This is a genomic window from Kitasatospora sp. NPDC101108 (assembly GCF_055584725.1).
Genome location: NZ_JBVJLM010000014.1, coordinates 99,916 through 124,814, shown reverse-complemented (window position 1 = coordinate 124,814; position 24,899 = coordinate 99,916). Strand labels below are relative to the sequence as shown.

Genomic DNA, 24,899 nt, shown 5'->3' with positions numbered 1-24,899 from the left:
ACGGCAGTACGGCAGTACGGCAGTACGGCGACGGGCGGCGCCCCCCGGGGACCAGTGCCCCGACGATGCCGCCCGTCAGCCCGTCCGTCGTCCGTGCCGGTTCAGCCCCGGCGACCCCAGCGACGGCCCTTGCCCTTGCCGCCGCCCTCACCGCGGTCGTCCCCGCCGCGCCGGTCGTCCCCCTCATGCCCGCCCGGCTCACCCTGGTCACCGCCGCCCTGCTCCCAGCGCGCCCATTCGTCGCGCGAGCCGAGCAGGGTGTCGGTCAGGCTCGGCAGGTCGTCCATCGGAGTCTCCTCGGCCCACTCGGGTCGGGGCCGCTCGGCCGTGGACTGCGGGTCGACCGCGGGCGGGGCGGCGAGCGGCTCGGCGGCGGACCGACCGTCCACCACCGGCAGCTCGCGGGTGCTGTCCGCCCGCTCCCCCGGGCGCCCCGGCTCGACCCGCGGCAGCACCGCGGTCTCGTCCACGGCGGGCACCTTGGGCAGCACGGCCGTCTCGTCCGCCGCCGGAACCCTCGGCAGCACCGCCGTTTCGTCCGCCGGCGGAACCTTGGGCAGCCGGGCGGTCGCGTCGGCGGCTTCCGCCGCCGAAGCCGCCGCCTGCCGGTCGCGCAGCGTCAGCTCGCGCGTCGCCTCGTCTCCGATGCCGTCCACCGCGCCCTGCGGAGCCTCCGGGACCGCCCGCAGCTCCGTCGTGACCGCATCCCCGGCCGACGGACCCGAACCCGCAGGACCCGAGCCCGAACCCGAACCCGCAGGACCGGAAGCCGACCGATCCGAACCCGAACCGGCCCCGGAGCCCGAACCCGAACCGGCCGCAGAGCCCGAAGCCGCGCCCGAGCCCGAAGCCGCCCGGTCCGAAGCCGTCTCCGCCGCCGCGGCAGCCGCCGCCAGCGCCGCGGCCTGCGCCAGCCGGGCCTCCTCGGCCCGCTGGAGCGCCTCCTCCGCCCGGCGCCGCTGTTCCTCGCGCGCCAGCTCCCGCTGCCGCTGCAGCTCCGCCTGGGCGGCCGCCTCGGCGGCGATCCGCCGGCGCTCGGCGGCCTCGGCGGCCAGCCGGGCCTCTTCCTCGGCCCGCCGACGGGCCTCCTCCTCGGCGCGGCGGCGCGCTTCCTCCTCCGCGCGGCGGCGGGCCTCCTCCTCGGCCTTGCGCCGGGCCTCGGCGGCGACCCGCTCGGCCTCCTCCTTGGCCAGCCGTTCCTTCTCGGCCTGCTCGGCGCGCAGCTGTGCCAGCACCTCCTGGCGCTTGCGCTCGGCGGCCTCCTCCTCGGCCTTCTTGCGGGCCTCCTCGGCGGCGCGCCGCTCGGCCTCCTCCTTCGCCAGCCGCTCCTGCTCCGCGCGGGCGGCCTTCTCCTGCTCGGAGAGCGGCAGCTCGCGGTCGAGGCGGTGCCGGATGGCGGTGGTGACGAAGCCGGGGGCCTGGCTGCCGTCCACGATCAGGTAGCGCGCCGGGTCGGCGGCCGCGAGGGCGAGGAAGCCGGACCGGACCCGCTGGTGGAACTCGGTGGGCTCGGACTCCAGCCGGTCCAGCGCCTCGGTGAAGCGTTCCCGGGCCTTGGTCGGGTCGACGTCCAGCACCACGGTCAGGTCGGGCAGCAGCCCGCCGGTCGCCCAGCGGGAGATCCGGGCGACCTCGGTGGCGGCCAGGTCGCGCCCGGCGCCCTGGTAGGCGATCGAGGAGTCCATGTACCGGTCGGTGATCACCACGGCGCCGCGGGCGAGGGCCGGGCGGATGACGTTCTCGACGTGCTCGGCCCGGTCGGCGGCGTAGATCAGCGCCTCGGCACGGTGCGACAGGCCGGTGTTGCCGACGTCCAGGACGAGCCCGCGCAGCCGCTGGCCGACCGGGCTGCCGCCGGGCTCGCGGGTGAGCACGACCTCGTGCCCCTTGCCGCGGATCCACTCGGCGAGCGCCTGGGCCTGGGTGGACTTGCCGGCGCCGTCGCCGCCCTCCAGGGCGATGAAGAAGCCGGTGCCCGCGCCCCGGTGCGGCACCGGGCCGCTGCCGCCGCGGACCGCGTCCACCAGGTCCCGGCCGAACGGCACGGTGCCGCGCCGGTCGTCGGTGCGCAGCAGCACGACGGCGGCGAGCACCAGGGTGAGCAGCCCCGAGGTGGCGACGGCGAGGGCGGCCCCGCCGTGGATGAAGGTGAAGGAACCGGGCTCGGCGGTGCCGTACTCGACGTCCCCGTAGGCCGCGGCGATCAGCGGGACGGCGACCAGCGCGGCGGCGACCACGGTCCGCAGCACCGCGTGCAGGTGCTCGGTGACCTTGGGCAGCCGGGCCTCCTCGACCTCCTGGGCGAGCAGGGTGCGCCCGGCCGAGATGACGATCCCGGCGGCCAGCCCGGCCAGCACGGTGAGCAGCAGGACCAGCACGAAGTCCAGCACCAGCCCGGCCAGGATCAGCGCGGCGCCCTCCGTGAGCAGCGCCAGCGCGAGCAGTCGGCGGCGGGAGAGCGAGGGCAGGACGGCCCGGGTGAGCCCGGCGCCGAACGCGGGGGCCGCGACCGCGGCGAGCACGATCAGGCCGTAGCCGATCGGCCCGGCCCGGTGCTCGGCGGCGGTGAGCAGCGCCAGCGCGGCGACGCCCGCCATCGAGGCGAAGCCGGCCGCGACGGCGAAGGTGAAGTACGGGGCGCTGCCGGTGCGGCCCTTGCGCAGGGCGGGGCCGGGGGCCGCGTCGGTCGGGGCGCGCAGGCCGGTCAGCGGCGAGTGCGGGGCGACGGCCACCGGACCGCCCGGCAGCTGCTGGAGGTAGCCGCGGACGGCCGCGGCGGCGAACAGGCCGGCCGCGCCGAGCGCCGCGAAGGTCAGCTGGTGGGCGCGCAGCCAGTCCGAGCCCAGCGCCGCGCCGATGTTGTTGACCAGGGTGAAGCCGACCAGGCCGACGGCGCCGAGCGCCACGGTGACCCAGCCGGTGAACCGGTCGATGCTCCGGACGGTGTCCAGGTTGGCGGCGGCCGGCCGCTGCTCGGCGGCGGGCGCGTACGGGTTGGCCGGCGGCAGCAGGCCGGGGACGGCGGCGTCCTTGGCGATCCCCCAGACCCGCTCGGCGGCACCGGTGAGGAACACCGTGGCGAGCAGCACGTAGGTGGCCGCGCCGGAGGGCTTCGATCCGGAGCCCAGCCAGACCGTCCACCAGGGGGCGACGCCGATCAGCAGGGCGCGCAGCGCGTCCGCGCCGAACAGCGTCCAGCGCCGGTCGAGCTTCCCGGCGACCAGCTGGTGCACCGGCTCCAGCAGTGCCACGCCGACCAGCCCGGTGGCCGCCACCCGCACGGCCAGGACGGCCGCGGTGGCGAAGGCGAGGCTGCGGGGCAGGTCGCCGAGCCGGCCCGCCTGGGCGGCGGCGATCACGGTGAGCGCGAGCAGCACCAGCAGCCCGAGCCGGTCGGCGGTGCCGCCGATCAGCTGGGTGGTCCACAGGCGCCGGTAGGACCTGGTCCGCAACAGCGCCCGGGCCCGGTCCACGGGGGTTCCGGCGGGCGCGACCTCGGGCAGGTCGGGACCGGTGGCGCTGGCGGCCGGGGCGGCGCTGGGGGTGGGCTGCTCCTCGCTCGTCATACGGTCAGCGTAGCGGTCTGGGCTTTGCCCGATTGAGATGAACGGGGTTCCGGTTCCCCCTCATCACCGCCCTGTGACGATCCCTGCACAGACCCGGGCCCGCACCCCCGGACGGGGGCACGGGCCCGGAGTACCGCTGTCGGAGGATCAGCCCTCGTCGGTGGCGGCGGCCTTGCCGGCCGCGGTCTTCTTCGCGGCCGTCTTCTTCGCCGTCGCCGTCTTGGCGGTGGTGGTCTTCTTCGCGGCCGTCTTCTTGGCGGCGGTCTTGGTCGCCGCCGTCTTGGTGGTGGTCGTCTTCTTGGCCGCGGCCTTCTTCGCCGGGGCCTTCTTCGCCGCCTTCTTCACCGGTCCGCGTGCCCGCTTCTCGGCGAGCAGTTCGTAGCCGCGCTCCGGCGTGATGGTCTCGACGTCGTCGTCCTTGCGCAGCGTGGCGTTGGTCTCGCCGTCGGTCACGTACGGGCCGAACCGGCCGTCCTTGACCACCACCGGACGCTCGCTGACCGGGTCGGTGCCCAGCTCCTTGAGCGGCGGGGCGGCGGCGGCCCGGCCGCGCTGCTTGGGCTGGGCGTAGATCGCCAGTGCCTCTTCGAGGGTGATCGTGAAGAGCTGGTCCTCGCTGGTGAGCGAGCGCGAGTCGGTGCCCCGCTTGAGGTACGGGCCGTAGCGGCCGTTCTGGGCGGTGATCTCCGCGCCCTCGGGGTCGGTGCCGACCACGCGCGGCAGCGAGAGCAGCCGCAGGGCGTCCTCCAGGGTGACGGTGTCCAGCGACATCGTCTTGAAGAGCGAGGCGGTGCGCGGCTTGACCGCGTTCTTGCCGGTCTTCGGCGTGCCCTCGGGCAGGATCTCGGTCACGTACGGGCCGTAGCGGCCGTCCTTGGCGACCAGCATGTTGCCGGTGACCGGGTCCGGGCCGAGCTCGAAGTCGCCGCTGGGCTTGGCCAGCAGCTCCTCGGCCAGCTCGACGGTCAGCTCGTCCGGCGGCAGATCGTCCGGGATGTCGGCGCGCTGGCCGGGCTCGCCCTCGACGGTGGAGGCGCGCTCGACGTACGGGCCGTAGCGGCCGACCCGCAGGGTGATGTCCTCGCTGATCCGGAAGGAGCTGATCTCCCGGGCGTCGATCGCGCCGAGGTCGGTGACCAGTTCCTTCAGGCCGCCCAGGTGGTCGCCGTCGCCGTTGCCGGCCTCGGCGGCGGCACCGGCCGCGCCCTCGCCCTCGCCGAAGTAGAAGCGCTTCAGCCACGGCACGGACTGCGCCTCACCGGCGGCGATCCGGTCGAGGTCGTCCTCCATCTTGGCGGTGAAGTCGTAGTCGACCAGTCGGCCGAAGTGCTTCTCCAGCAGGTTGACCACGGCGAAGGAGAGGAAGGACGGGACGAGCGCCGTGCCCTTCTTGAACACGTACCTGCGCTGGATGATCGTGTCGATGATCGACGCGTAGGTGGAGGGGCGGCCGATCTCCCGGTCCTCCAGCTCCTTGACCAGCGAGGCCTCGGTGTAGCGGGCCGGCGGCTTGGTGGCGTGGCCCTCCGGGGTGATCCGGTCGGCGGCCAGCGGGTCGCCCTGGGCGACCTGCGGCAGCCGGCGCTCGCGGTCGTCGAGCTCGGCGTTCGGGTCGTCGGCGCCCTCGACGTAGGCCTTGAGGAAGCCGTGGAAGGTGATGATCTTGCCGGAGGCGGAGAACTCGACGTCCCGGCCGTCGGCGGAGGCGCCACCGACCCGGACGGTGACCGACTGGCCGACCGCGTCCTTCATCTGGGAGGCGACGGTGCGCATCCAGATCAGCTCGTACAGCCTGAAGTCGTCGCCGCTCAGGCCGGTCTCGGCGGGGGTGCGGAAGCGGTCGCCGGAGGGACGGACGGCCTCGTGCGCCTCCTGGGCGTTCTTGACCTTGCTGGCGTAGGTGCGCGGGGCGTCCGGCAGGTAGTCGGCGCCGTAGAGCTGGGTGACCTGCGCGCGGGCGGCGGCGATCGCGGTGTCCGACAGCGTGGTGGAGTCGGTGCGCATATAGGTGATGAAGCCGTTCTCGTACAGCTTCTGGGCCACCTGCATGGTCCGCTTGGCGCCGAAGCCCAGCTTGCGGCTGGCCTCCTGCTGGAGCGTGGTGGTGCGGAACGGCGCGTAGGGCGAGCGGCGGTAGGGCTTGGACTCGACGCTGCGGACGCTGAACGCGGTCTGCGCCAGGGCGGCGGCCAGCTGGCGGGCGGCCTGCTCGTCCAGGTGCAGGGTGTTGGTGCTGCCGGCCTTGAGCTGCCCGTCCGAACCGAAGTCGCGGCCGCTGGCGATCCGCTTGCCGTCGACCGAGGCCAGCCGGGCGCCGAAGGTCTCCGGGTTGGCGGCGTCGGCGGGGGTGCGACCGGTGCCGAAGGTTCCGACCAGGTCCCAGTACGAGGCGGTGCGGAAGGCAATCCGCTCGCGCTCGCGCTCGACCACCAGCCGGGTCGCCACGGACTGCACCCGGCCCGCCGACAGCTTCGGCATGACCTTCTTCCACAGCACCGGCGAGACCTCGAAGCCGTAGAGGCGGTCGAGGATGCGGCGGGTCTCCTGGGCGTCGACCAGGCGCTGGTTCAGCTCACGCGGGTTGGCCACCGCCTCCTGGATCGCCGTCTTGGTGATCTCGTGGAACACCATCCGGTGCACCGGCACCTTGGGCTTGAGCACCTGCTGGAGGTGCCACGCGATGGCCTCGCCCTCGCGGTCCTCATCGGTGGCGAGGAACAGCTCGTCGGACTCCGCGAGCAGCGACTTCAACTTGCTGACCTGGGACTTCTTGTCCGCGTTGACCACGTAGATGGGCGCGAAGTCGTGGTCGACGTCCACCCCGAGGCGGCGCACCTCACCGGTGTACTTGTCCGGTACCTCGGCCGCGGTGCTGGGCAGGTCGCGGATGTGCCCGACGCTCGCCTCGACGATGTAGCCGGGGCCAAGGTAGCCCTTGATCGTCTTCGCCTTGGCCGGCGACTCGACAATGACGAGTCGCTGTCCGTGCGCGGTCTCGCTGCTCGGGGACACCTTCGCTCTTCTCTCCCGGTCCTTATTGGCTGGTCGGCGCTGGCAGCACGGGCTGCGCTCCGCCCGACCCCTCCACCGTCCCGGGGCCGCCGCTGAACGACACCCCACCAGCGGAGTGTGACCGTACCCCGGCCACCCTTGTCAAACGGACGGATCCCGCTTTTTCGCTTGCCGCGCTCACCGACGCCACTCGAACGGTAACCCGATGACGGAGGTTCGCGCCCCGTGGAGGGGGGCTTCGGCAGGTTCCGGAGGATGGAATGACGGATTTCAAGATCTGTCAACGGAAAAATCGGCGCGCTTGCGGTATCGCGCTCTCCGGTTCGCCCGGTTCGCGCCCGGCGTCCGGTTTCCTGCCCGGTTCGCGCCCGCTCCGTGCCCGGTTCGCGCCCGCGTCCGGCTCCTGCCCGGTTCGCGTCGGGGTCTCAGCGGCCGGCTGCGGCCAGCAGTCCGGCGCCCGCCAGCAGACAGGCCGTGCCCAGGGCGCTCCACAGCAGGTCGACGACCGCCGTCCCGTCGGCCTCGCCGACCGCCAGCACGGCCCGGCACGGGCGGTCCGGGTCGTAGCAGATCCGCACCGGGGCGCCGGGGGCGAAACGTTCCGGTCGGCGCAGCGGGGTGCACCCGCGCGGCCGGGTGAGCACGAGCTCCGCGATCCGGCCGGCCGCCCCGGAGCCGTCGGCGCCGACCGCCGGCGGCAGCACGGAAAAGGAGAGCAGCGGCGCACTGTCGAGCTGACCGTGCGCGTCGTGATCCGCGACGACCGTGGCCACCGTCGGCACCCCCCGGAGGCGCACCCGGTGGCGAAGGCGCACTTCGGCGGCGCACCACAGCAACAACACGCCACCGAAGAGCGCGAGCACCAGCCCGCTCACGGCCGCCGTCGTCGTGTCCACCCCTGGCCCCCGGCTCCCCAGCTCTGTCCACAGCCTGTGGACAGAGCCTCGCAGTGCCCGGCCAACAGGGGGCGGCCGGACAGGGACCGCCGGGCGAACCAGAAGGTACGGGCGGGTGAACCGAGGGTCGCCGCGTGGGCCTACCGGACCGGGTTGATGAACCCCTGCTCGGTCAGCAGCCGGAGCGACTCCGGTACCCGGTCCCGCAGCACCACCCGGTCCTCGCCCAGCAGGTGCGCGATGGCGTCCACAATCTCGCCCGCCGACAGCGTCCCGTCGCAGACCCCGACGAACCCGGCGCCGACGGTGTCCACCTTGGTGGCCCGCCGCATGCCCCGGTTGTGCCGCAGCACCACGTGCTCCGGGTCCTCCGCCCCCGGCGCGCCGACCTGCTCCTGGACCACCTCGTCGGCCAGCACGTAGCGGGCCGCGAGCAGGCCGGCGTCGTCGTGCGAACGCAGGAAGTCCTGCCGGTCGAACCACTCGTCGATGTGCGGGCCGAGCGGCTGCTCCACCGGGTGCGGCCACTCCTCCACCCGGACGGTCGGACGCTCGGCGCCGCCCGCCCGCAGGGTGATCCAGCCCATGCCGATGCCCTCGACCCGGCCCGCCTCGAAGGCGTCCAGCCACTCGCCGTACCGGGCCTGGTAGTCGCCGCCCGGACCGCGGTGGTCACCGCCGTCGCGCAGCCACAACTCGGCGTACTGGGCCACGTCCTGGACCTCGCGCTGGACGATCCAGGCGTCCAGCCCGGTGCCCGCCACCCACCCGGCCAGCCGCTCGTGCCAGTCCTCGCCCCTGACGTGCTGCCAGTTGGCTAGCAACTGGCAGTAGCCGCCCGGTTCCAGGTGCTCGGCGGCCGAGCGCACCAGGCTGCGGCAGAGGTCGTCCCCGGCCATGCCGCCGTCGCGGTAGGTGAACCGGCCGGCCGGCGAGATGACGAACGGCGGGTTGGAGACGATCAGGTCGAACTTCCGCTCCCCGACCGGCTCGAAGAGACTCCCGGTGAGCGCCTCGGTGTTCTCGAACCCGGACAGCGCCAGGGTCAGTTCGGTGAACCGCAGCGCGCGCGGGTTGAGGTCGGTGGCGGTGACGCTACGGGCGTGCCGGGCGGCGTGCAGCGCCTGCACGCCGGAGCCCGAACCGAGGTCCAGCGCGGCCCGGACGGGCCGGCGCACGGTGATGTTGGCGAGCGTCGTCGACGCCCCGCCGACCCCCAGCACCAGGTCCTTGCGGGTCACCCCGTGGGCAGTCTCGCCGGAGCCGATCCCGCCCGCGCCGCCCACCGCGCACCCCAGGTCGGAGACCACCCAGGCATCCGAACTGGGCAGCCCGGCGACCTCGTTGGCGTACGGCCGGACGTCCACCGTGGCGCGCACCAGATCGCCGTCCGGGCGCAGCCAGCCGTCCGCCAGGCAGTCCTCCACCGGCAGCGCGGCGGCCGCCGCCTTGTACGGCACCGGCTGCTGCAGCAGGAACAGCCGCACCAGCGTCTCCAGCGGGCTGCCGCCGCGCGTCGCACGCAGCGCCGGAACCGCCTCGCTACGGGCCAACGCCGCGTAGCCGGTGGGCCCCAGCAGGTCCAGGCACCCATCGGCGGTGAACGAGGCGGCCAGCAGCGCCTCGCGCAGCTTGGCCAGACGGGTCGGGTCGAGAACGGGGCTACTGATCACCCCGCCATTGTCCCCCGGCCCGCCCCGCCCCGGCTCCACCGGCCCGCACGGGCCCCACCGGCCCGCACGGGACGGGCGAGGGGCCGCCCCCGGCCGCCGGTCAGACTCCGGGGCGACGGGGGAACCACCACCTCGCCGCCCGGCCCCGGCCCCGGGTCCCGACCCTCACCGGGAGCGAGCGATCATCCGCACGCCCCCACCGCGGCCGAGGCGCCCCACCGGCCGAACCGGAAAGCCAGACGCCGACGCAGGGGTGGGGGCCGTTCGAGGGAACGGCCCCCACCCCTGCGCCTTCTTCCAAGGTCTCCCCGCCCGCGATCAGCTCGCGCTGGGTGCCGGGGTGGCCGGGGTCGTGGCCGGGGCCGCCGGAGTGGTGCCGGCGCCCGCCGAGGAGGTGGCCGACGGGCTCGCGGTGCCCGTCGCGCCCGGGGCGGGCGTGCCGCCGGGGGCACCGGCCGAGGCGGAGGCACCGGCGCTCGGGGTGCCGCTCGCGCCGCCGGCACCGGCCGGGGAAGCCCCGGGACTGCCGCTGGCACCGGCACTGCCGCTCGCACCGGCGCTCGGGGTGGCCTGGGTGGGCTTGCAGCCCTCCTGCTTGGCCATCGCCGCGCCCAGGTCGCCGCGCTGCAGCTTGGCCTGCGCCTGGGTGGACAGCGAGGACAGCCGCTGCAGCTGGTCGGCGACGCTGTGCAGCGCGTCCGCGAACTTCGCCTGGTCGTTGCTGGGCAGACCGTCCAGCTTCTTCTGGACGTCCAGGTAGCCGTCGGACGCCTTCTTCAGCTCGTCGACGGTGTCCTTCTGCAGCGTCGCACCGTTGTCCACCTTCGGCGCACCGGCGGCGTCGATGGCGGCGGCGATGTCCTGGTTGGTCTTGGCGAGTCGCCCGATGTCCGTCGAGAGCCGCTTCTGCAGGTCGGCCGGGGATTCGCCGGTCTTCACCTGGCCGGTGTCGGCGAGGGCGGTCTGCGCCTGGGCGATCGGGTCCTTGGCCGCGCCGCAGACGTTCGACGCCCAGGACTCCAGCTGCTTGCTGTTGTCGTCGCCGCCGCAGCCGACGGCTCCGAACGCGAGCAGCACGCCGAGGGCGGGTACGGCCAGCAGTCGCTTGTTCACCGGGAGAAGCCTTTCGGTTTCGGTCGTCTTCGGTCGTCGAACCTACACGGCCGTCACCGGGCGCCCGGTTCCCGGTTGCCCGCCTCCCGGATCGCCCCTGCCCGAACTCCCGCCCCCGGCACGCCCTCGAAGCACGCCCTCGGAGCATGCCCTCGCTGCTGCTCAGGCCCGCTCGACCCTGATCGGGTCGCCCGGCCGGACGGTGCGCAGCACCCCGGCGTCCTCGTCCAGCGCACCGAGGACATTGCAGGGACTGGCCAGTCGGCACTCGCCGTCGTGCGAGATCGGGGTCGGGCCGTACGGCAGCGCGAGGCTGTCGCCGTCGGTCCAGAACGCGACCGTGCCCGGCTCGACGACCTGCCGGGCACCGTCCTCGCGCGGCACGCTGACGGGCGTGCCGAAGTAGACCTCCTCGCCCCAGGTGCTGGCCGTCGCACTGATCGGCAGCTCGGCCCAGAGCGCCTCGGTGGTGGGGGTGGCCGCCAGCGTGGCGGTGGCCTGCCCGGCCGGCCACAGGATGCGAATCCGCATGTGCTTCCTCTTCCGCGACTGGTCCGATCGAGGATCGGACCCGGTCGTGCCGGAAGCAGCGAACCGCCAGGCTCAACAATTTGTCAACGAGTGCCCGGAGGGCGGAACGCCGGAATGCCCGGAGGGCAACGCCATGAAGAGAACGCCGCGGAGAGGACCTGCGCGAGAGGAATCGCTGCGAGACGGATCGCAGCGAGGGAGTCGCGGCGAGAGGAGTCCGGTACGCCCGGCAGACCGCGGTGTCAGACCGCGACGGAGGCGACCGAGACCGGCCAGCTCATCCGGATCACGCCGCCGTCGGCGCCGTTGCTGACCTCCAGGTCCTCGACCAGGCCGGAGATCACGGCGAGACCCAGGGTGTCCTCGTCCGGGTCGCCGCCCTCGGCGGCGCCGGGGGCCGGGACTGCGGCGGGGCCCGCCTCGTCCTCGACCTCGATGAGGAAACGCTTCTCCTGGTCGGTCAGGGCGACCCGCACCGTACCGCCGATACCACCGCGCTGGTGCAGACCCACCGCACGCGAGCACGCCTCACCGACCGCGAGGCGCACCTCGTCGAGCACCGACTCGTCGACCCCGGCCCGTCTGGCGACGGCCGCGGCGACCAGCCTGGCCGTCCGCACGTGCTCGGGAAGCGCGCTGAATCGAAGTTCGACGGTTGCCATCTCTCCCCCTCGGGGTGCTCCGACCGGGGCCGACGGTGCGGCCCCGCGGACCGGCACTCGACCGGCCCTGAGGCGTCCGGGGAGCACGGGGCCTCGCGGGCCCCTGCGCCCCGGACGCGTGGAACGGGCGGGCCGGCCGCGTGGACCGGCCCGGACGCGTCAGTCGGTCGCGGAGACCGCGTCGTCCACCGAGGTGTGGATCGGGAAGACCTTGGTCAGACCGGTGATCCGGAAGATCTTGAGAATGCGCTCCTGGTTGCACACCAGTCGCAGCGAGCCCTCGTGGGCACGCACCCGCTTCAGGCCACCAACCAGCACGCCCAGGCCGGTCGAGTCGAGGAAGTCAACGCCTTCCATGTCGACGACGAGGTGGTACTTGCCGTCGTTGACGAGCTCGACCAGCTGCTCCCGCAGCTTCGGGGCGGTGTACACATCGATCTCGCCGCCAACCTCGACGACCGTACGATCGCCGACTGCACGGGTCGACAGGGACAGGTCCACGGAACCTCCAGCACCTTGCCTTGCTACGTCATGTGCGATCCTCGGCCGGGCGGCCGCCACGCATGGTCGCGAGGCCAGGCGCGCCAAGCCAGAGCGTGGCAAGCCTCAGCGCTGCGACCCACGGCCGTACGGCCGTCACGGCCACATTCAACCACCTGCGACCATGCCCGCACGATGGCTTACGACGATTCTCCGTCACGCCGGTGACACACTGGGTCCTCATGCCGCCCCGACACAGCCTGCCCGAGGCACTGCTCACGACCCTGTCCACCGGTCGGGGGCGGGCCGACCGGCTCACCCATACGGAGCACCTTCCCGCCCGACCTGCACGTTATTCACCGTGGCCCGACTCGATCCGGCCGGAGATCGTCGCCGCGGCCCTGGACGTCGGAGTGGAACAGCCCTGGGCGCACCAGGCAGAAGCGATGAACCTGGCCAAAAGCGGCCAGACTGTGGTCATCGCCACAGGCACCGCCTCGGGCAAGTCGCTGGGCTATCTGGCGCCGGTACTCAGCGACCTGCTGGAGGGCACCGAGGCCCGCAACGGCCGCGGCGCCACCGCGCTCTACCTGGCCCCGACCAAGGCGCTGGCCGCCGACCAGCGCCGCCGCGCCGCCGAACTCGCCCCGCCGAGGGTCCGGGCCGCCCTGTACGACGGCGACACCCCGCCCGAGGAGCGCGAGTGGGTCCGCCAGTACGCCTCCTACGTGCTCACCAACCCGGACATGCTGCACCGGGGCATCCTTCCCGCGCACGCCCGCTGGTCCTCCTTCCTCAAGGCGCTGCGCTATGTGGTCGTCGACGAGTGCCACAGCTACCGGGGCGTGTTCGGCTCGCACGTCGCCCAGGTGCTGCGGCGGCTGCGCCGCATCTGCGCCCGTTACGGTTCGTCACCCGCCTTCCTGCTCGCCTCCGCCACCACCGCCGACCCGGCCGTGACGGCCCGGCGGTTGACCGGCCTGCCCGCCGTGGCCGTCACCGAGGACGCCTCACCGCGCGGGCCGATGGTCTTCGGCCTCTGGGAGCCGCCGCTGACCGAGAACGTCGGCGAGCACGGCGCCCCGGTGCGCCGCACCGCCACCGCCGAGGCCGCGTACCTGCTGACCGACCTGGTCGAACGGCAGACCCGGACCGTCGTGTTCGTCCGCTCCCGCCGCGCCGCCGAACTCGTCGCCCTGCAGGCCCAGGACCAGCTCGGCCGACCGCTCGCCGAGCGGGTGGCCGCCTACCGCGGCGGCTACCTCGCCGACGAACGCCGGGCCCTGGAACGCGACCTGCACTCCGGCCGACTGCTCGGGCTCGCCTCCACCTCCGCTCTCGAACTCGGCGTCGACATCTCCGGACTCGACGCCGTCCTGATGGCCGGCTACCCCGGCACCCGGGCCTCGCTCTGGCAGCAGGCGGGCCGGGCGGGCCGTGAGGCCCAGGGCGCGCTGGCCGTGCTGATCGCCCGGGACGACCCGCTGGACACCTACCTGGTGCACCACCCGGAGGCACTGTTCGCGACGCCCGTCGAGGCCACCGTGCTCGACCCCGACAACCCGCACGTGCTGGCCCCGCACCTGTGCGCGGCGGCGGCCGAACTACCGCTCACCGACGCCGACCTGGAGCTGTTCGGCCCCTCCACCGCACCGCTGCTGCCGGTGCTGGAACGGCGCGGCCTGCTGCGCCGGCGCGCCGACGGCTCCTGGTACTGGACCCGCCGGGAGCGCGCCGCCGACGCCGTCGACCTGCGCGGCAGCGGCGGCAGCCCGGTGCAGATCGTCGAGGCCGACACCGGCCGGCTGCTCGGCACGGTGGACGCCGCGGCCGCCCACACCACCGTGCACACCGGCGCCGTCCACCTCCACCAGGGCCGCACCTACCTGGTCCGGGAGCTGGACCTGGAGGACTCGGTCGCCCTGGTCGAGCCGGCCGACCCGCCGTACACGACGGCCGCCCGTGACATCACCTCCATCTCCGTCCTCGACACCGACACCACCGTCCGGTGGGGCGAGGGCCGGCTCAGCTTCGGTTCGGTGGAGGTGGTCAACCAGGTGGTCGGCTACCTCCGCAAGCGGATCTCCACCGGGGAGATCATGGGTGAGAGCAAGCTCGACCTCCCGCCCCGGACCCTGCGCACCCGCGCGGTCTGGTGGACCGTCACCGAGGAGCAACTGCTCGACGCGGACCTCCCGCTCGACCGGCTGCCCGGCGCCGCCCACGCCGCCGAGCACGCCTCGATCGGCCTGCTGCCGCTGTTCGCCACTTGCGACCGCTGGGACATCGGCGGCGTCTCGGTCCCGCTGCACCCCGACACCGGGCTACCCACGGTGTTCGTCTACGACGGCCACCCGGGCGGGGCCGGCTTCGCCGAACGCGGCTTCCAGCGGGCCGTCCCGTGGCTGACCGCCACCCGCGCCGCGATCGCCTCCTGCGAGTGCGAGCGCGGCTGCCCGTCCTGCGTCCAGTCGCCCAAGTGCGGCAACGGAAACGACCCACTGGACAAGGCGGCAGCCGTCCGGCTGCTGGACGTCCTGCTGGCCGGGGCGCCGGGGCCCGACGCCGCGGCAGGCCCGGACGGTGGAGCGCCGGCCGCTTCATGACACCACCGCCGCACCGCCCGGGCTGCTCCGGACGCCGTCGGTAGCAGCACTGGCGCTGGTGCCGGTGCTGGTGCCGACGCCGGCATTGAGACCGACGCCGGGACTGGCGCTGGCACTGGGATTGGCGCTGGCACTGGGACTGGCGCCGGCGCCGGCCTCGGCGTCGGCCGCGGTGACCGGAGCCCGAACCGGTCCGGCCCGGGCCCTCGCCCGCGCCGGACCGACCGGCAGCCGCAGCGGGAGCCCGCCGACCGGCACCTCGGCCACCACCTCGACGGCGTCCGCCGACCGGTCCACCGCGCAGGACGCCAGAGCGGCGCCCTGCGTCGCGGCGATACTGGCGGCCCGACTACAGCCCCCGTCCGGGTCCAGCAGCAACCGGTCCGCTGCCGCGAGGGCCGCCAGGTCGGCGGCCGACTCGGCCCGGTGCCGGGCGGCCACCACCGCACCGACCGCGATCGTCGCGGTGAAGGCCACCGTGCCCAGCATCGCCAGGGCCAGCAGCCAGACCGTCGCCGAGCCCGCGTCCGACCCGTACCCGCGCCGGCCGGCGGCAGCGGCCCGAGCAGTACGGACCCGCCCCAGCCGCTCCGCCGCGTGCCAGGGGCCGGTCAGGCGGGCCACGGGCCTCCACCTCCCTCCGTGGTGCCCAGTACGTCCTCCCTGGCGGCCACGGCCATCGCGCCGACCCGCACCGCGAGCAGACCGCCCAGCCGGCCTGGCGCCGCGCACGGGGCGTCCACGTCGACCCGCACCGTGTCCGCCGCGACCGCCAACCGCACCCGTGCTCCCGGCGGGGCCGCCGCGCGGGCGAGTTCGACGGCGTCCGCCTCGCCGCGCGCGGCCGCCCTGGCACCGATCCGGGCCGCGTCCACGCAGGTGATCTGCGCGGCCGCCGCGAGCACGCCCCAGATCAGCATCGCCGCGAGCAGGACGAGCGCCGGCAGGACCACCGCCGTCTCCGCCGTGACGAAGCCACCGTCCCCGCGCCGCAGCGGCCGCCGGGCTGGGCGCCGCACCGCCTGGCGTCGTACCGCCGCCGAGCTCCCGCAACTCCCGCCGGCCGCCCGGAGGGCGGGCGCGGCACGAGGCACCGGCCTGCCCGTACGTCTACGTCGCATGGAGTGCCCGTTCCAGCATCTCGGTCAGCGCTCCGGTGATGGCCGTACTGGTCACCACCTTGTAGAGCCCGGCCGCGAGGGCACACGCGCCCAGCGTCCCCACTGCGTATTCGGCGGTGGTCATTCCGGCGTCCGACCGGCCCCGGGACCGGAGCGCCCGGCGTACCCGGCCGTCGGCACCGCGACCCCTCCGTCGCCACACCCCGAGCAGCTGCCGGAGCGGCTGCCCGGCCCCGGCCTTGATCATCAGCACTGCAGCCATCATTACTCTCCTGTCTGGAATCTTCTTCCGGTTCGTTCCGGTCTTCCCGTGGCTCCGGCGGCTCCGGTGATCCGGGAGCCGACGTGCACTCACATGGCCTGGGCGAAACGGCTGGTGAGGCCGATCACCACCGGCACCACCCCGATCAGTACGAAGGCCGGGAGGAAGCACAGCCCGAGTGGAGCGGTGGCGAGCACCGCCGCCCGGCGGACCCGGGTATGGGCCGCCCTGGCGGCCGCCGTTCGCTGCGCCTGGGCCAACCCGATCAGTGGATCGGCCGCGGGAGCCCCGCCGAGGCTCGTCCGGACCAGGCAACGCGCCAGCGGAGCCAGTGCCGGGTGCTGTTCGCCCAGCCTGGTCCAGCAGAGCTCCGGCGGTGCACCCAGAGCCAGTTCGGCCCCGATCGCGACCAGCCTGGGCCCCAGCGGTGCGCCCACACTTCGGCCCACCGCCGAGACCGCCACCGAGGGCAACGCCGCCGATCCGAGGCAGGCCGCCAACAGTTCCGCACCCAGCGGGAGTTGCCTGGTCAGCAGCTCCTCCTCCAGCGCCGCCCGGCGATCCGTCGGCGACCGGGCCCGGGCCGACCACCGATGGACGCCCGCCGCTGCCAGCACCCCGGCCGCAGCGCCGACGACACCCCCGACCAGCACCGCCACCGCCAGCCCCGCGCCAACTGCCGAGAGCAATCGCCGCCATGCCCCAACGCCCGGGCTCCTCAAGCGCGTTCTCCGTCGCACCTCTTCACGTTCGGACGCCCAGGCGAACGTCCGCCGCTCGGCGGTGCGCCGCACCGATTCCACCGCCATGGCCGCCGAGGTCGCCACCGCCGCGACCAGGGGCCCGGCCGCCAGCCATCCGAGGCCCCGCATCACGCCATCCCCGCCCCGGCACCGAATGCCGTCCGCGCCCGTGGCCGCGCCCGCGCCCGCAGGAGTCCTCGACGCCCATCACCGCCGCCGCCCGGCCCCTCAGCGCTTCGCGGGGCCTCCAGGGCGCCCCGGGCCGCCACCCGGACGATGCGGGCCGTCCAGAGCACCCCCAGCCCCTCCAGGACCGCCCCCGCCGCGAGGCAGCCCAGCCCTGCCGAGGTGTGCAGCAGGACCTCCAGCGGGCGGGCCCCGAGTCCGCTGCCCAGGAGCAGACCCGCGCCCGGCAGGGCGGCCAGGACCGCGATCGTCGTCCGCGGCCCGGCCAGTTCCCCGGCGATCTCCTCCGCCAGGGCCCGCTCGCCGCGCAGCGCCTCCGCGACCCGGTCCAGCGCCGCGGCCAGCCCCGATCCGCCGTCGGAGGCGACGCGCCAGCAGGCCGCGATCGCCGCCGCCCCGCTGCCGCCGGGCAGTTCCGCCAGGAGGTGGAGCGCGGCGGGAACGTCCCCGCCGTAGCGGCCCGCCGCCAGCCGGGCCACCGGTTCGGCGCCCAGCCGGCGCAGTCCGTCCGGCTCCGCGGCGAGCCGCACGGTGACCAGGTGCAGCGCCTGCTCCGGGGTCGCGCCGCTGCGCAACTCGCCCGCCAACGCGGCGCATAGCTCCACCACCGCCGCGGCCCGCTGCCCGGCCTCCACGACCAGGCGCCGCCGCAGCCGCCACCGCCGCACCGGCAGGAAGGCCAGTACGGCCGCGAGCACCGGCACCGGCGAGGCGGTGGCCAGCCCGAAGGCCAAGCCCACCGGCAGGAGCAGCAGTTCGGGCACCAGCAGCCCCGGGAGCCGAGCCCGCTCCCAGCGCGCCGCCTGCGGCTCCGGCCCGCAGGCCGGAGGCCCACTGCCCGCCAGCACCAGCCTGGAGCGACGCCCACCCGGCAACTGATCCTGGACGGCACGCCACCCGGCGACAGCCAGCAGGCAGAGCACCGCCGCCCAGCACAAGGCAACCTGACTCTGCGCCATGTCCCTCACCTCCATGTCATCGCCCCTTCCGGCCGCACGAGCCGAGCAGCACCACAGCGACCGTCGCGCACGCGGCCAGCAACAGCACGAAACCGATCTCGACCAACCGCAGCTGCCGTTCCGCCTGAGCCGCCGACGCCGTCGACACCGACGTGACCAGCACCGACACCTCCGCCACCGCCGCCGCACTCATGGCGCCACCGCCCCGAGCACCACCCCGCGCGCCGCCAGGAGCCTGACCAGCCGCTCCCAGCCCGCCCCGGGCACCAGGCCGCCCGTCGCGGGGAACTCCACCGCCGGAGTGGTCACGGCCAGCCCGTCACGGTCCCCGGTCAGGGTGTGGATCTCCGCCACCCGGCGGCGCCCCGAGCCCGGGTCCCGGACCAGGTGCACCACCACGTCCAGCGCGGCGCGCAGTTGGCTGTGCAGCGCCGGCCGGTCGAGCCCGGCGAGCGAGCCCAGCGCCTCCAGCCGGACCGGCACGTCCGACGCGGTGTTCGCATGGACGGTCCCGGAGCCGCCTTCGTGCCCGGTGTTGAGCGCGGCCAGCAGGTCCGACACCTCGGCCCCGCGCACCTCGCCGATCACCAGCCGGTCCGGCCGCATCCGCAGCGCCTGCCGGACGAGGTCCCGCAGGGTGAACTCGCCCAGCCCCTCCTGGTTCGGCGGTCGGCTCTGCAGCCGGACCACGTGCGGGTGGGCCGGCCGCAGCTCGGCGGAGTCCTCGGCGACCACGATCCGTTCGTCCGGCCCGACCAGGCCGAGCAACGCCGCGAGCAGCGTGGTCTTGCCCGACCCCGTCCCACCGGAGACCAGCAGCGACAGCCGCGCCCGCACGATGCCGGCCAGCAGTTCGGCGCCCTCCGGCGGCAGCGCCCCGCCCGCAGTCAACTCGTCGAGCGTGAACGGCCGGGGCCGGCACACCCGCAGCGAGATGTGCGTGCAGCCGGCCGCGATAGGCGGCAGCACCGCGTGCAGCCGGGTGCCGTCCGGCAGCCGGGCGTCCACCCAGGGCCGGGCGTCGTCCAGCCGCCGTCCGGCCGCGGTGGCCAGCCGGTGGGCCAGCCGCCGTACCGCCTCGGCGTCGGCGAACCGGATCCCGGTGGCTCGGTGCAGGCCGCCGCCACGGTCGACCCACACCTCCTCCGGACCGTTCACCAGCACGTCCGTGACGTCCGGAGCCGACAACAGCCGCTCCAGCGGGCCCGCACCCACCAGTTCGGCGCGCAACGAGCGCACGGTGTCCAGCACCTCGTCCCCGCCGAGCGGCGGCCGGGTGGCCCGCAGGACGGCCGCGACCGACCCCGCCGTCGGGGCGGCCCCCGACTCGGCGAGCCGCAGCCGCACCGCGTCCACCAGCTCCGCAGTCCGTTCCTCGCGGGCCGTCCGGCCGTACGGGCAGGGCCCGTGTTCGGCCGACGGCGGCCCACCGGGCGGCGGCACACTCCTGAGCGGCGCGCCACTGAGCGGCACACTCCTGAGCGGCCGGTGCTCCCGCACACCGTCGCCCGGGCCCGGGGCACCGCTCCGAAGACCTGTTCTGCGCAGACGGACCATCAGTACACACCTCCTCCGACCGCCGACACCGGCGGCAGCACTTCGTTCAGGAAGGTCGCGCAGAAGCGCGCGAGCGGGCCGCCGTCCCTCATGCCGGGCGGGACGCCCTTCTCGACGTCCTCGGCCAGGCCCGGCTCCGGTTCCAACTCCCCGGCCAGCTCCATCCGCAGCCCACGGGCGATCCGGTGCGCGGGGAGCCCGCCGACCCGCATCGGCCGGACCACGGCCCGGACGTCCCCGAGCCGCATCCGGACCGCCGCCGCGACCCGATCGGCGGCCGCCACCGCGCGCAGTTCGGCCGGGACCACCAGCAGGGCCAGGTCGCACTGCTGCAGCGCCTGCCCGGCGGCCGCGTCGAGATGGCGGGGCACGTCGACCACCACCAGCCCGCCGCGCCGCCGGGAGGCGGCCAGCACGCTGCGCATGGCCTCGGGGGGCACCGTCAGGGTGTCGCCGCGGTCCCAGGACAGGCAGGACAGCGCGGAGAGCCGTTTGAGGGCCGGCAGCGCCCGGGCCAGCTCGGCTCCGCTGACCCGCCCGCGCGCACCGGCCAGGTCGGGCCAGCGCAGCCCGCGCGCCGTCTCCCCGCCGAGCAGGACGTCCAGGCCCCCGCCCAGCGGATCACCGTCGAGCAGCATCGTCCGCCGCCCGGTCCGCGCGGCCGTGACCGCGAGGGCGCAGGCCAGCGTCGAGGCCCCGGCACCGCCCCGGCCGCCGAGTACGGCGACGGTGACCGCCGGCGAGCCGACGCCCTCGGCCGCGTCCGCGATCCGGTCCAGCAGCCAGGCCTCGGCGTCGGGCAGGAACAGCACGTGCTCGGCGCCCAGTTGGACGGCTCTGACCCACACCCCGGGATCGTCGAGGTCCAGCCCGAGCAACAGCACCCCGGTGCGCCTGCCCAGCCCGGCGCAGCGCTCGGCCTGGTCGTCCCCGACCAGGACCAGCGGGGCGGCCTCCCAGAGCTCGCGCGGCGGCGACGTACCCCTGATCAGCCTGGGCTCGGTGCCGGCCGCCGCGCAGAGCCGCAGCAGGTGCTCGGCCAGGCCCTCGTCCTCGGTGACGACGAGCGGCCCGGCGGGCGCGGGGCCTTCGGTGGTGACGTGGTCGGCGATCGGCGTCGACATGGTGCTCTCCCCTCTGCGCCGCGGGCCACCGGGGCGGCCACGACGCACGTCGGACGGTTCCGACGGACGGCCGCCGAGCGGACCTCTCGAAGAAGGGGGATGAGGCCCTGCCCGGCGACCGCCGCCGACCATCACGGTGGGGGGGAGATCACGATTCCGTCATCCACGTTCCGATTGCCTGTGGATAACTCGGGGGCTGTGGACGAAAACGTTCACCCGGGCGGGGGGCTATTCGGCGAAGAATTGACGAAAGGGGGTCACGGAGATGAACAGGTCTCCGTCTGCCTCGGCCCGGCCGCCTCACCGACACCCGCGCGGCCGCTTCCTCCGCACCCCGCCGGAGCGGCCTCCGGGCCGGATCGGAACCGCACCGCGCCCGAGGCGCCCGCATGAGCAAACGGCGACGCAGAGTGACGAAAGGTGGTGAACGGACGGAGCTGTCGACAAGCCCCGCACCCCGACGACGAGGCTTCGCGGAAGCTGCCACGACGGGCTTCAAGCCCTGAAAATGGCCCCGGACGTGCGACGACCCCCGCCGGGGGGGAGAGCGGGGGTCGTCTATCCACAGCCCGACTCGGGGGGGAGGAGCCGGACCGGGTTAGCACGGTCGCGAACGATCCGTGACTTCCATGGTGTACCCGAGCGGCCAGAAACACAAACCCGCACGCCCACGAGTACACCGAATGGCGGGGTGTTTTCTGGCTCCCTCTATCCTCGGTTCCCGTGGACACCACCGAGAACGCCGACGACCACGCCGACGAGTCCCAGGGCGGCCCCACCGGGCCCGACGAACCGACCTCGCCCGCCCGTCCCCGGCCGACCGGGCCGCGCACGGCCGCCTTCTTCGACCTCGACAAGACCATCATCGCCAAGTCGAGCGCACTGGCCTTCAGCCGCCCCTTCTACCAGGGCGGCCTGATCAACCGTCGGGCCGTACTGCGCAGTGCGTACGCCCAGTTCGTCTTCCTGGTCGGCGGCGCGGACCACGACCAGATGGAGAAGATGCGCGAGTACCTCTCCGCGCTCACCCGTGGCTGGAACGTCCAGCAGGTCCGCGAGATCGTCGCCGAGACCCTGCACAACCTGATCGACCCGATCATCTACGACGAAGCCGCCTCACTGATCGAACAGCACCACGCGGCCGGTCGGGACGTGGTGATCGTCAGCAGCTCCGGCTCCGAGGTGGTCGAGCCGATCGGCGCGCTGCTCGGCGCGGACCACGTGATCGCGACCCGGCTCAAGGTCGAGGACGGCTGCTACACCGGCGAGATCGAGTACTACGCCTACGCCGAGAACAAGGCCGCCGCCATCCGGGAGTTGGCCGGGGCGGAGGGCTACGACCTGGCCGAGTCCTACGCCTACAGCGACTCCTCGACCGACCTGCCGCTGCTGGAGGCGGTCGGCCACCCCTCGGCCGTCAACCCCGACCGCGCGCTGCGCAAGGAGGCGCAGGCCCGGGAGTGGCCGGTGCTGGTCTTCGACCGGCCGGTGCAACTGCGACGGCGGCTGCCCGAGTTCTCCGCGCCGAGCGGCTCGGTGCTGACCGCGGTGGCGATCGGGACGGCCGCGGTGACCGCCGGGGTCATCTGGTACCTGGCGCGTCGGCGCCGGCCCACCGTCCGGGGCTCCTGACGGAAGCCGTGATCAAGCACGAAAGCCGCTGAAACGGGCAATCGGCACAGACTTCTCGTTTCGGGTTCCCCTTTCGGCCGAAACGCGATACAAATGAAGCACGGCCCGCGAGACCCGGTCAGGACCGAAGAGGTCAAACCGACAACGCAGTTCAGGCCCCACGGACCGCACGTACAGATATCCGAGCACCCACATGCAGCCGACCCGCTGTCGGGCCGCCGGACCAGACGAACGGGCAGGATCCCCGTCTGATCGGCACTTCCGGTGCATGCTTGGTCACCCGGTATCTGCACCAGCGGCGGCACCCAGCAGGATCAGGTGCCGCCGCATCTTCGTGTTCGCGGGGTCGACGATGCCCGCGGCACCCGCCGGCCGGCAGCGCCCACCAGGCCCGCAGCCCCGTCGGGGCGAGGAGGCTCGGCCCGCTCAGGCCATGCCGCGCTGCATCGCCTCGCAGACCGCCGTGCTCTCGCGCACGCCGAGCCGCAGCGCCCTCCCGCAGTGCCCGATCCAGGCCGCCATCCCCCCGGGCGTGCCCGCCAGGTAGCCGGCCAGGGCGCGACGGTAGGCGTCGGTGCCCAGCTCCGCCAGGCCGACCTCGGCGGGGCAGATCGCCTTCGGGTCGAGGCCCTCGGCGATCAGCACGATCCGCTGGGCGGCCCGCGCGATCAGCCCGTTGTGGGCGCTGAACGGTCGCAGGGCCAGCAGCTCGCCGTGCACCACCGCGGCGACCACCAGGGCGGGTGTGCCCACCCCGTGGCCCTCCGCGCGGGCCACCAGCAGCCGGGAGAGCTGGTCCAGCCGGGCCGCGACCTCCTCCGCGCCCGGGGCGGGCGGCAGCACCGGCAGCGGCCCCGTCGCGGCCTCGACCTCGACGCTCTCCACCGGCTTGAGCTCCAGCGGGAACAGTTCCTCGGCGTGCTCCCCCGCCCGGCGCGGCCGACCGGCGGACGGGTCGGCGTCGCCGACCGCGAGCAGGTGCAGCCGGGCCAGCACCTGCAGCGGCGAGTGCCGCCAGACGCTGAGCAGCTGCCCCGCCTCGGCGGCGATCCGCAGGGCCGCGCCGACCGTGCGGGCCTCGGCGTCCAGACTGAAGTCGGTACGGCGCCGGACCTCCTCCAGCGGCCAGTCGGCCCCGGCCACGGCCGCCGACGCGCGGGCGCCGCGCAGCGCGGACTCGGAGGTGACCTCGGCCGCGCGGCGGCGCATCACCCGGTGGCCGTAAAGCCGGTCGACGGCCTTGCGCACCTCGGCCACGGCGTCGGGCACCCCGGGGAGCTGGGCCAGCGGGGCGAGGGGATCTGTTCCAGTGCTCACCTACCCGAGAGTAATGAACAGCCCGCCCCTCCCGGAACAGCAACCCCGCATCACCCGTTCGAGGCAATCCTCACTTCCCTCCCCCGGCGGCGCGCAAACCCCCGCTAGCATGGCCACTATCGGAGACGATAACGATTTCCAATTACGGGTGCCCCCACACGCACCCCTGAGCACGCGGCCCGCCCCCAGGGCCCAGAGCGAGAGCCGGAGCCCCAGATGAAGATCGCCTTCGTCGGCAAGGGCGGCAGCGGGAAGACCACGCTGTCCGCACTGTTCATCCGCCACCTGGCCGCCATCGGCCGGCCGGTCATCGCCGTCGACGCCGACATCAACCAACACCTGGGCCCGGCCCTCGGCCTGACCGACGCCCAGGCGGCCGAACTGCCCCCGCTCGGCGGGCACCTGCCGGAGATCAAGGAGTACCTGCGCGGCAGCAATCCGCTGATCCGCTCGGCCGACGAGATGATCAAGACCACGCCGCCCGGCCGCGGTTCGCGCCTGCTGCGGATCGTCGAGGAGAACCCGGTCTACGCCGCCTGCGCCCGCCCGATCGCGCTGGACGAGGGCTCGGTCCGGCTGCTGGCCACCGGCGCGTTCACCGAGGAGGACCTCGGGGTGGCCTGCTACCACTCCAAGGTCGGCGCGGTGGAGCTGCTGCTCAACCACCTGCTGGACGGCCCGGACGAGTACTTCGTCACCGACATGACGGCCGGTTCGGACTCCTTCGCCTCCGGCCTCTTCACCCGCTTCGACCTCACCTTCCTGGTGGCCGAACCGACCCGCAAGGGCGTCTCGGTCTACCGCCAGTACAAGGACTACGCGCGGGACTTCGGCGTCCAGCTGCGGGTGATCGGCAACAAGGTGCAGGGCCCGGACGACCTGGCGTTCCTGCGCCGCGAGGTCGGCGAGGACCTGTTCACCACCTTCGGGCAGTCGGACTGGGTGCGCCGGCTGGAGCAGGGCGCCGAGCCTCCGCTGAAGTCCCTGGAGCCGGCCAACCGGGCCGTGCTGGAGGAACTGCGGACCGAGGCCGAGGCGGCGTACGGGCTGCGCGACGCGCGCCGCTACACCGAGCAGGCCGTGCTCTTCCACCGGCGCAACGCGGAGAGCTGGGCCAACGCCAAGGTCGGCATCGACCTCGCGAGCCAGGTGGACGAGGGCTTCGTGCTCGGTGGGTTCCCGAGCGAGTTCGCGACCGACGGCGCGTCGGCCGCCCCGGCGGGCGCCACCGCCTGATCCCGCGCGCGAAGACGCGGGCCGCCGTACGGACGGGCCGCGGGCTCCCCTCCACCCAGGGGAGCCCGCGGCCCGTCCGCCGTGTCGGCGCCGCACGGCCGCTCACCAGCGAATTCCCGTCGCTTCGAGCTCCACCCAATGGAGTGAACCGGCGATTTTCCGCTTCCCTCCGCGAACGACGCTGTGCAAAGCTTTCATTACCCTCGGTTTACCGAGCCTTGAC

Annotated in this window: 20 protein-coding genes; 3 read left to right on the top strand and 17 right to left on the bottom strand. The window is 74.4% G+C overall.

Going from position 1 to position 24,899, the window contains the following annotated elements; translation table 11 throughout:
• Positions 1–101: 101 nt before the first annotated feature.
• The 8 genes from tmk to bldG form a co-directional block, all read right to left on the bottom strand.
• Complete coding sequence (gene tmk, locus ACZ6Z8_RS27405) at positions 102–3,566, bottom strand: dTMP kinase (RefSeq protein ID WP_465612689.1); 3,465 nt, start codon at positions 3,564–3,566, stop codon at positions 102–104.
• Between the two features lie 147 nt (positions 3,567–3,713).
• Positions 3,714–6,578: a type I DNA topoisomerase gene (topA, locus tag ACZ6Z8_RS27400; protein ID WP_465612688.1), complete on the bottom strand. Its 2,865-nt coding sequence runs from the start codon at positions 6,576–6,578 to the stop codon at positions 3,714–3,716.
• A gap of 425 nt (positions 6,579–7,003) precedes the next feature.
• Positions 7,004–7,474: a hypothetical protein gene (locus ACZ6Z8_RS27395; protein WP_465612687.1), complete on the bottom strand. Its 471-nt coding sequence runs from the start codon at positions 7,472–7,474 to the stop codon at positions 7,004–7,006.
• Positions 7,475–7,614: 140 nt separating this feature from the next.
• Positions 7,615–9,147 (bottom strand): DUF7059 domain-containing protein, encoded by a 1,533-nt coding sequence (locus ACZ6Z8_RS27390; protein WP_465612686.1) that lies wholly within the window; start codon positions 9,145–9,147, stop codon positions 7,615–7,617.
• A 318-nt stretch (positions 9,148–9,465) separates the two neighbouring features.
• Complete coding sequence (locus ACZ6Z8_RS27385; protein ID WP_465612685.1) at positions 9,466–10,260, bottom strand: small secreted protein; 795 nt, start codon at positions 10,258–10,260, stop codon at positions 9,466–9,468.
• A 162-nt stretch (positions 10,261–10,422) separates the two neighbouring features.
• The gene (locus ACZ6Z8_RS27380) at positions 10,423–10,791 is read right to left on the bottom strand and encodes a cyclophilin-like fold protein (protein WP_465612684.1); all 369 of its coding nucleotides are present in this window, start codon (positions 10,789–10,791) and stop codon (positions 10,423–10,425) included.
• Between the two features lie 242 nt (positions 10,792–11,033).
• The gene (locus ACZ6Z8_RS27375) at positions 11,034–11,453 is read right to left on the bottom strand and encodes an ATP-binding protein (RefSeq protein ID WP_465612683.1); all 420 of its coding nucleotides are present in this window, start codon (positions 11,451–11,453) and stop codon (positions 11,034–11,036) included.
• Between the two features lie 159 nt (positions 11,454–11,612).
• Positions 11,613–11,954: an anti-sigma factor antagonist BldG gene (gene bldG / locus ACZ6Z8_RS27370; protein WP_030289397.1), complete on the bottom strand. Its 342-nt coding sequence runs from the start codon at positions 11,952–11,954 to the stop codon at positions 11,613–11,615.
• A gap of 221 nt (positions 11,955–12,175) precedes the next feature.
• Here bldG and ACZ6Z8_RS27365 point away from each other — a divergent pair, with 221 nt between their 5' ends.
• Positions 12,176–14,539 (top strand): DEAD/DEAH box helicase, encoded by a 2,364-nt coding sequence (locus ACZ6Z8_RS27365; protein WP_465612682.1) that lies wholly within the window; start codon positions 12,176–12,178, stop codon positions 14,537–14,539.
• Here ACZ6Z8_RS27365 and ACZ6Z8_RS27360 read toward each other — a convergent pair.
• The 8 genes from ACZ6Z8_RS27360 to ssd all read right to left on the bottom strand — a co-directional run bounded on the left by ACZ6Z8_RS27360 (position 14,534) and on the right by ssd (position 20,491).
• Complete coding sequence (locus ACZ6Z8_RS27360; protein ID WP_465612681.1) at positions 14,534–15,163, bottom strand: Rv3654c family TadE-like protein; 630 nt, start codon at positions 15,161–15,163, stop codon at positions 14,534–14,536. The genes ACZ6Z8_RS27365 and ACZ6Z8_RS27360 overlap by 6 nt on opposite strands.
• Complete coding sequence (locus ACZ6Z8_RS27355) at positions 15,151–15,558, bottom strand: TadE family type IV pilus minor pilin (protein WP_465612680.1); 408 nt, start codon at positions 15,556–15,558, stop codon at positions 15,151–15,153. Before ACZ6Z8_RS27355 ends, ACZ6Z8_RS27360 begins: the two co-directional genes overlap by 13 nt.
• A gap of 91 nt (positions 15,559–15,649) precedes the next feature.
• Positions 15,650–15,922, bottom strand: a complete 273-nt coding sequence (locus ACZ6Z8_RS27350; RefSeq protein WP_465612679.1) for a DUF4244 domain-containing protein — start codon at positions 15,920–15,922, stop codon at positions 15,650–15,652.
• Between the two features lie 89 nt (positions 15,923–16,011).
• Positions 16,012–16,611, bottom strand: a complete 600-nt coding sequence (locus ACZ6Z8_RS27345; protein ID WP_465612678.1) for a type II secretion system F family protein — start codon at positions 16,609–16,611, stop codon at positions 16,012–16,014.
• A 182-nt stretch (positions 16,612–16,793) separates the two neighbouring features.
• Positions 16,794–17,810 carry a type II secretion system F family protein gene (locus ACZ6Z8_RS27340; RefSeq protein ID WP_465612677.1) on the bottom strand — a complete coding sequence of 339 codons (1,017 nt, stop codon included), beginning with the start codon at positions 17,808–17,810 and terminating at the stop codon, positions 16,794–16,796.
• A gap of 16 nt (positions 17,811–17,826) precedes the next feature.
• The gene (locus ACZ6Z8_RS27335) at positions 17,827–18,003 is read right to left on the bottom strand and encodes a hypothetical protein (RefSeq protein ID WP_465612676.1); all 177 of its coding nucleotides are present in this window, start codon (positions 18,001–18,003) and stop codon (positions 17,827–17,829) included.
• Entirely contained in the window at positions 18,000–19,169 is a 1,170-nt protein-coding gene (locus ACZ6Z8_RS27330; RefSeq protein WP_465612725.1) for a TadA family conjugal transfer-associated ATPase, read from the bottom strand. Before ACZ6Z8_RS27330 ends, ACZ6Z8_RS27335 begins: the two co-directional genes overlap by 4 nt.
• Positions 19,170–19,366: 197 nt before the next feature.
• Positions 19,367–20,491, bottom strand: a complete 1,125-nt coding sequence (gene ssd, locus ACZ6Z8_RS27325) for a septum site-determining protein Ssd (protein ID WP_465612675.1) — start codon at positions 20,489–20,491, stop codon at positions 19,367–19,369.
• A gap of 723 nt (positions 20,492–21,214) precedes the next feature.
• On the opposite strand from ssd, the gene ACZ6Z8_RS27320 reads away from it, so the two are divergent.
• Positions 21,215–22,123 carry an HAD family hydrolase gene (locus ACZ6Z8_RS27320; protein ID WP_465612674.1) on the top strand — a complete coding sequence of 303 codons (909 nt, stop codon included), beginning with the start codon at positions 21,215–21,217 and terminating at the stop codon, positions 22,121–22,123.
• 426 nt (positions 22,124–22,549) lie between these two features.
• Here the strand turns inward: ACZ6Z8_RS27320 and ACZ6Z8_RS27315 are convergent, their stop codons facing one another.
• A complete protein-coding gene (locus tag ACZ6Z8_RS27315) occupies positions 22,550–23,440 on the bottom strand; it encodes a Fic family protein (protein ID WP_465612673.1) in 891 nt (296 codons plus the stop codon).
• A 216-nt stretch (positions 23,441–23,656) separates the two neighbouring features.
• Between ACZ6Z8_RS27315 and ACZ6Z8_RS27310 the strand changes: the two genes are divergently transcribed.
• Entirely contained in the window at positions 23,657–24,676 is a 1,020-nt protein-coding gene (locus ACZ6Z8_RS27310; RefSeq protein ID WP_465612672.1) for an ATP-binding protein, read from the top strand.
• The last annotated feature ends 223 nt before the right edge of the window (positions 24,677–24,899 follow it).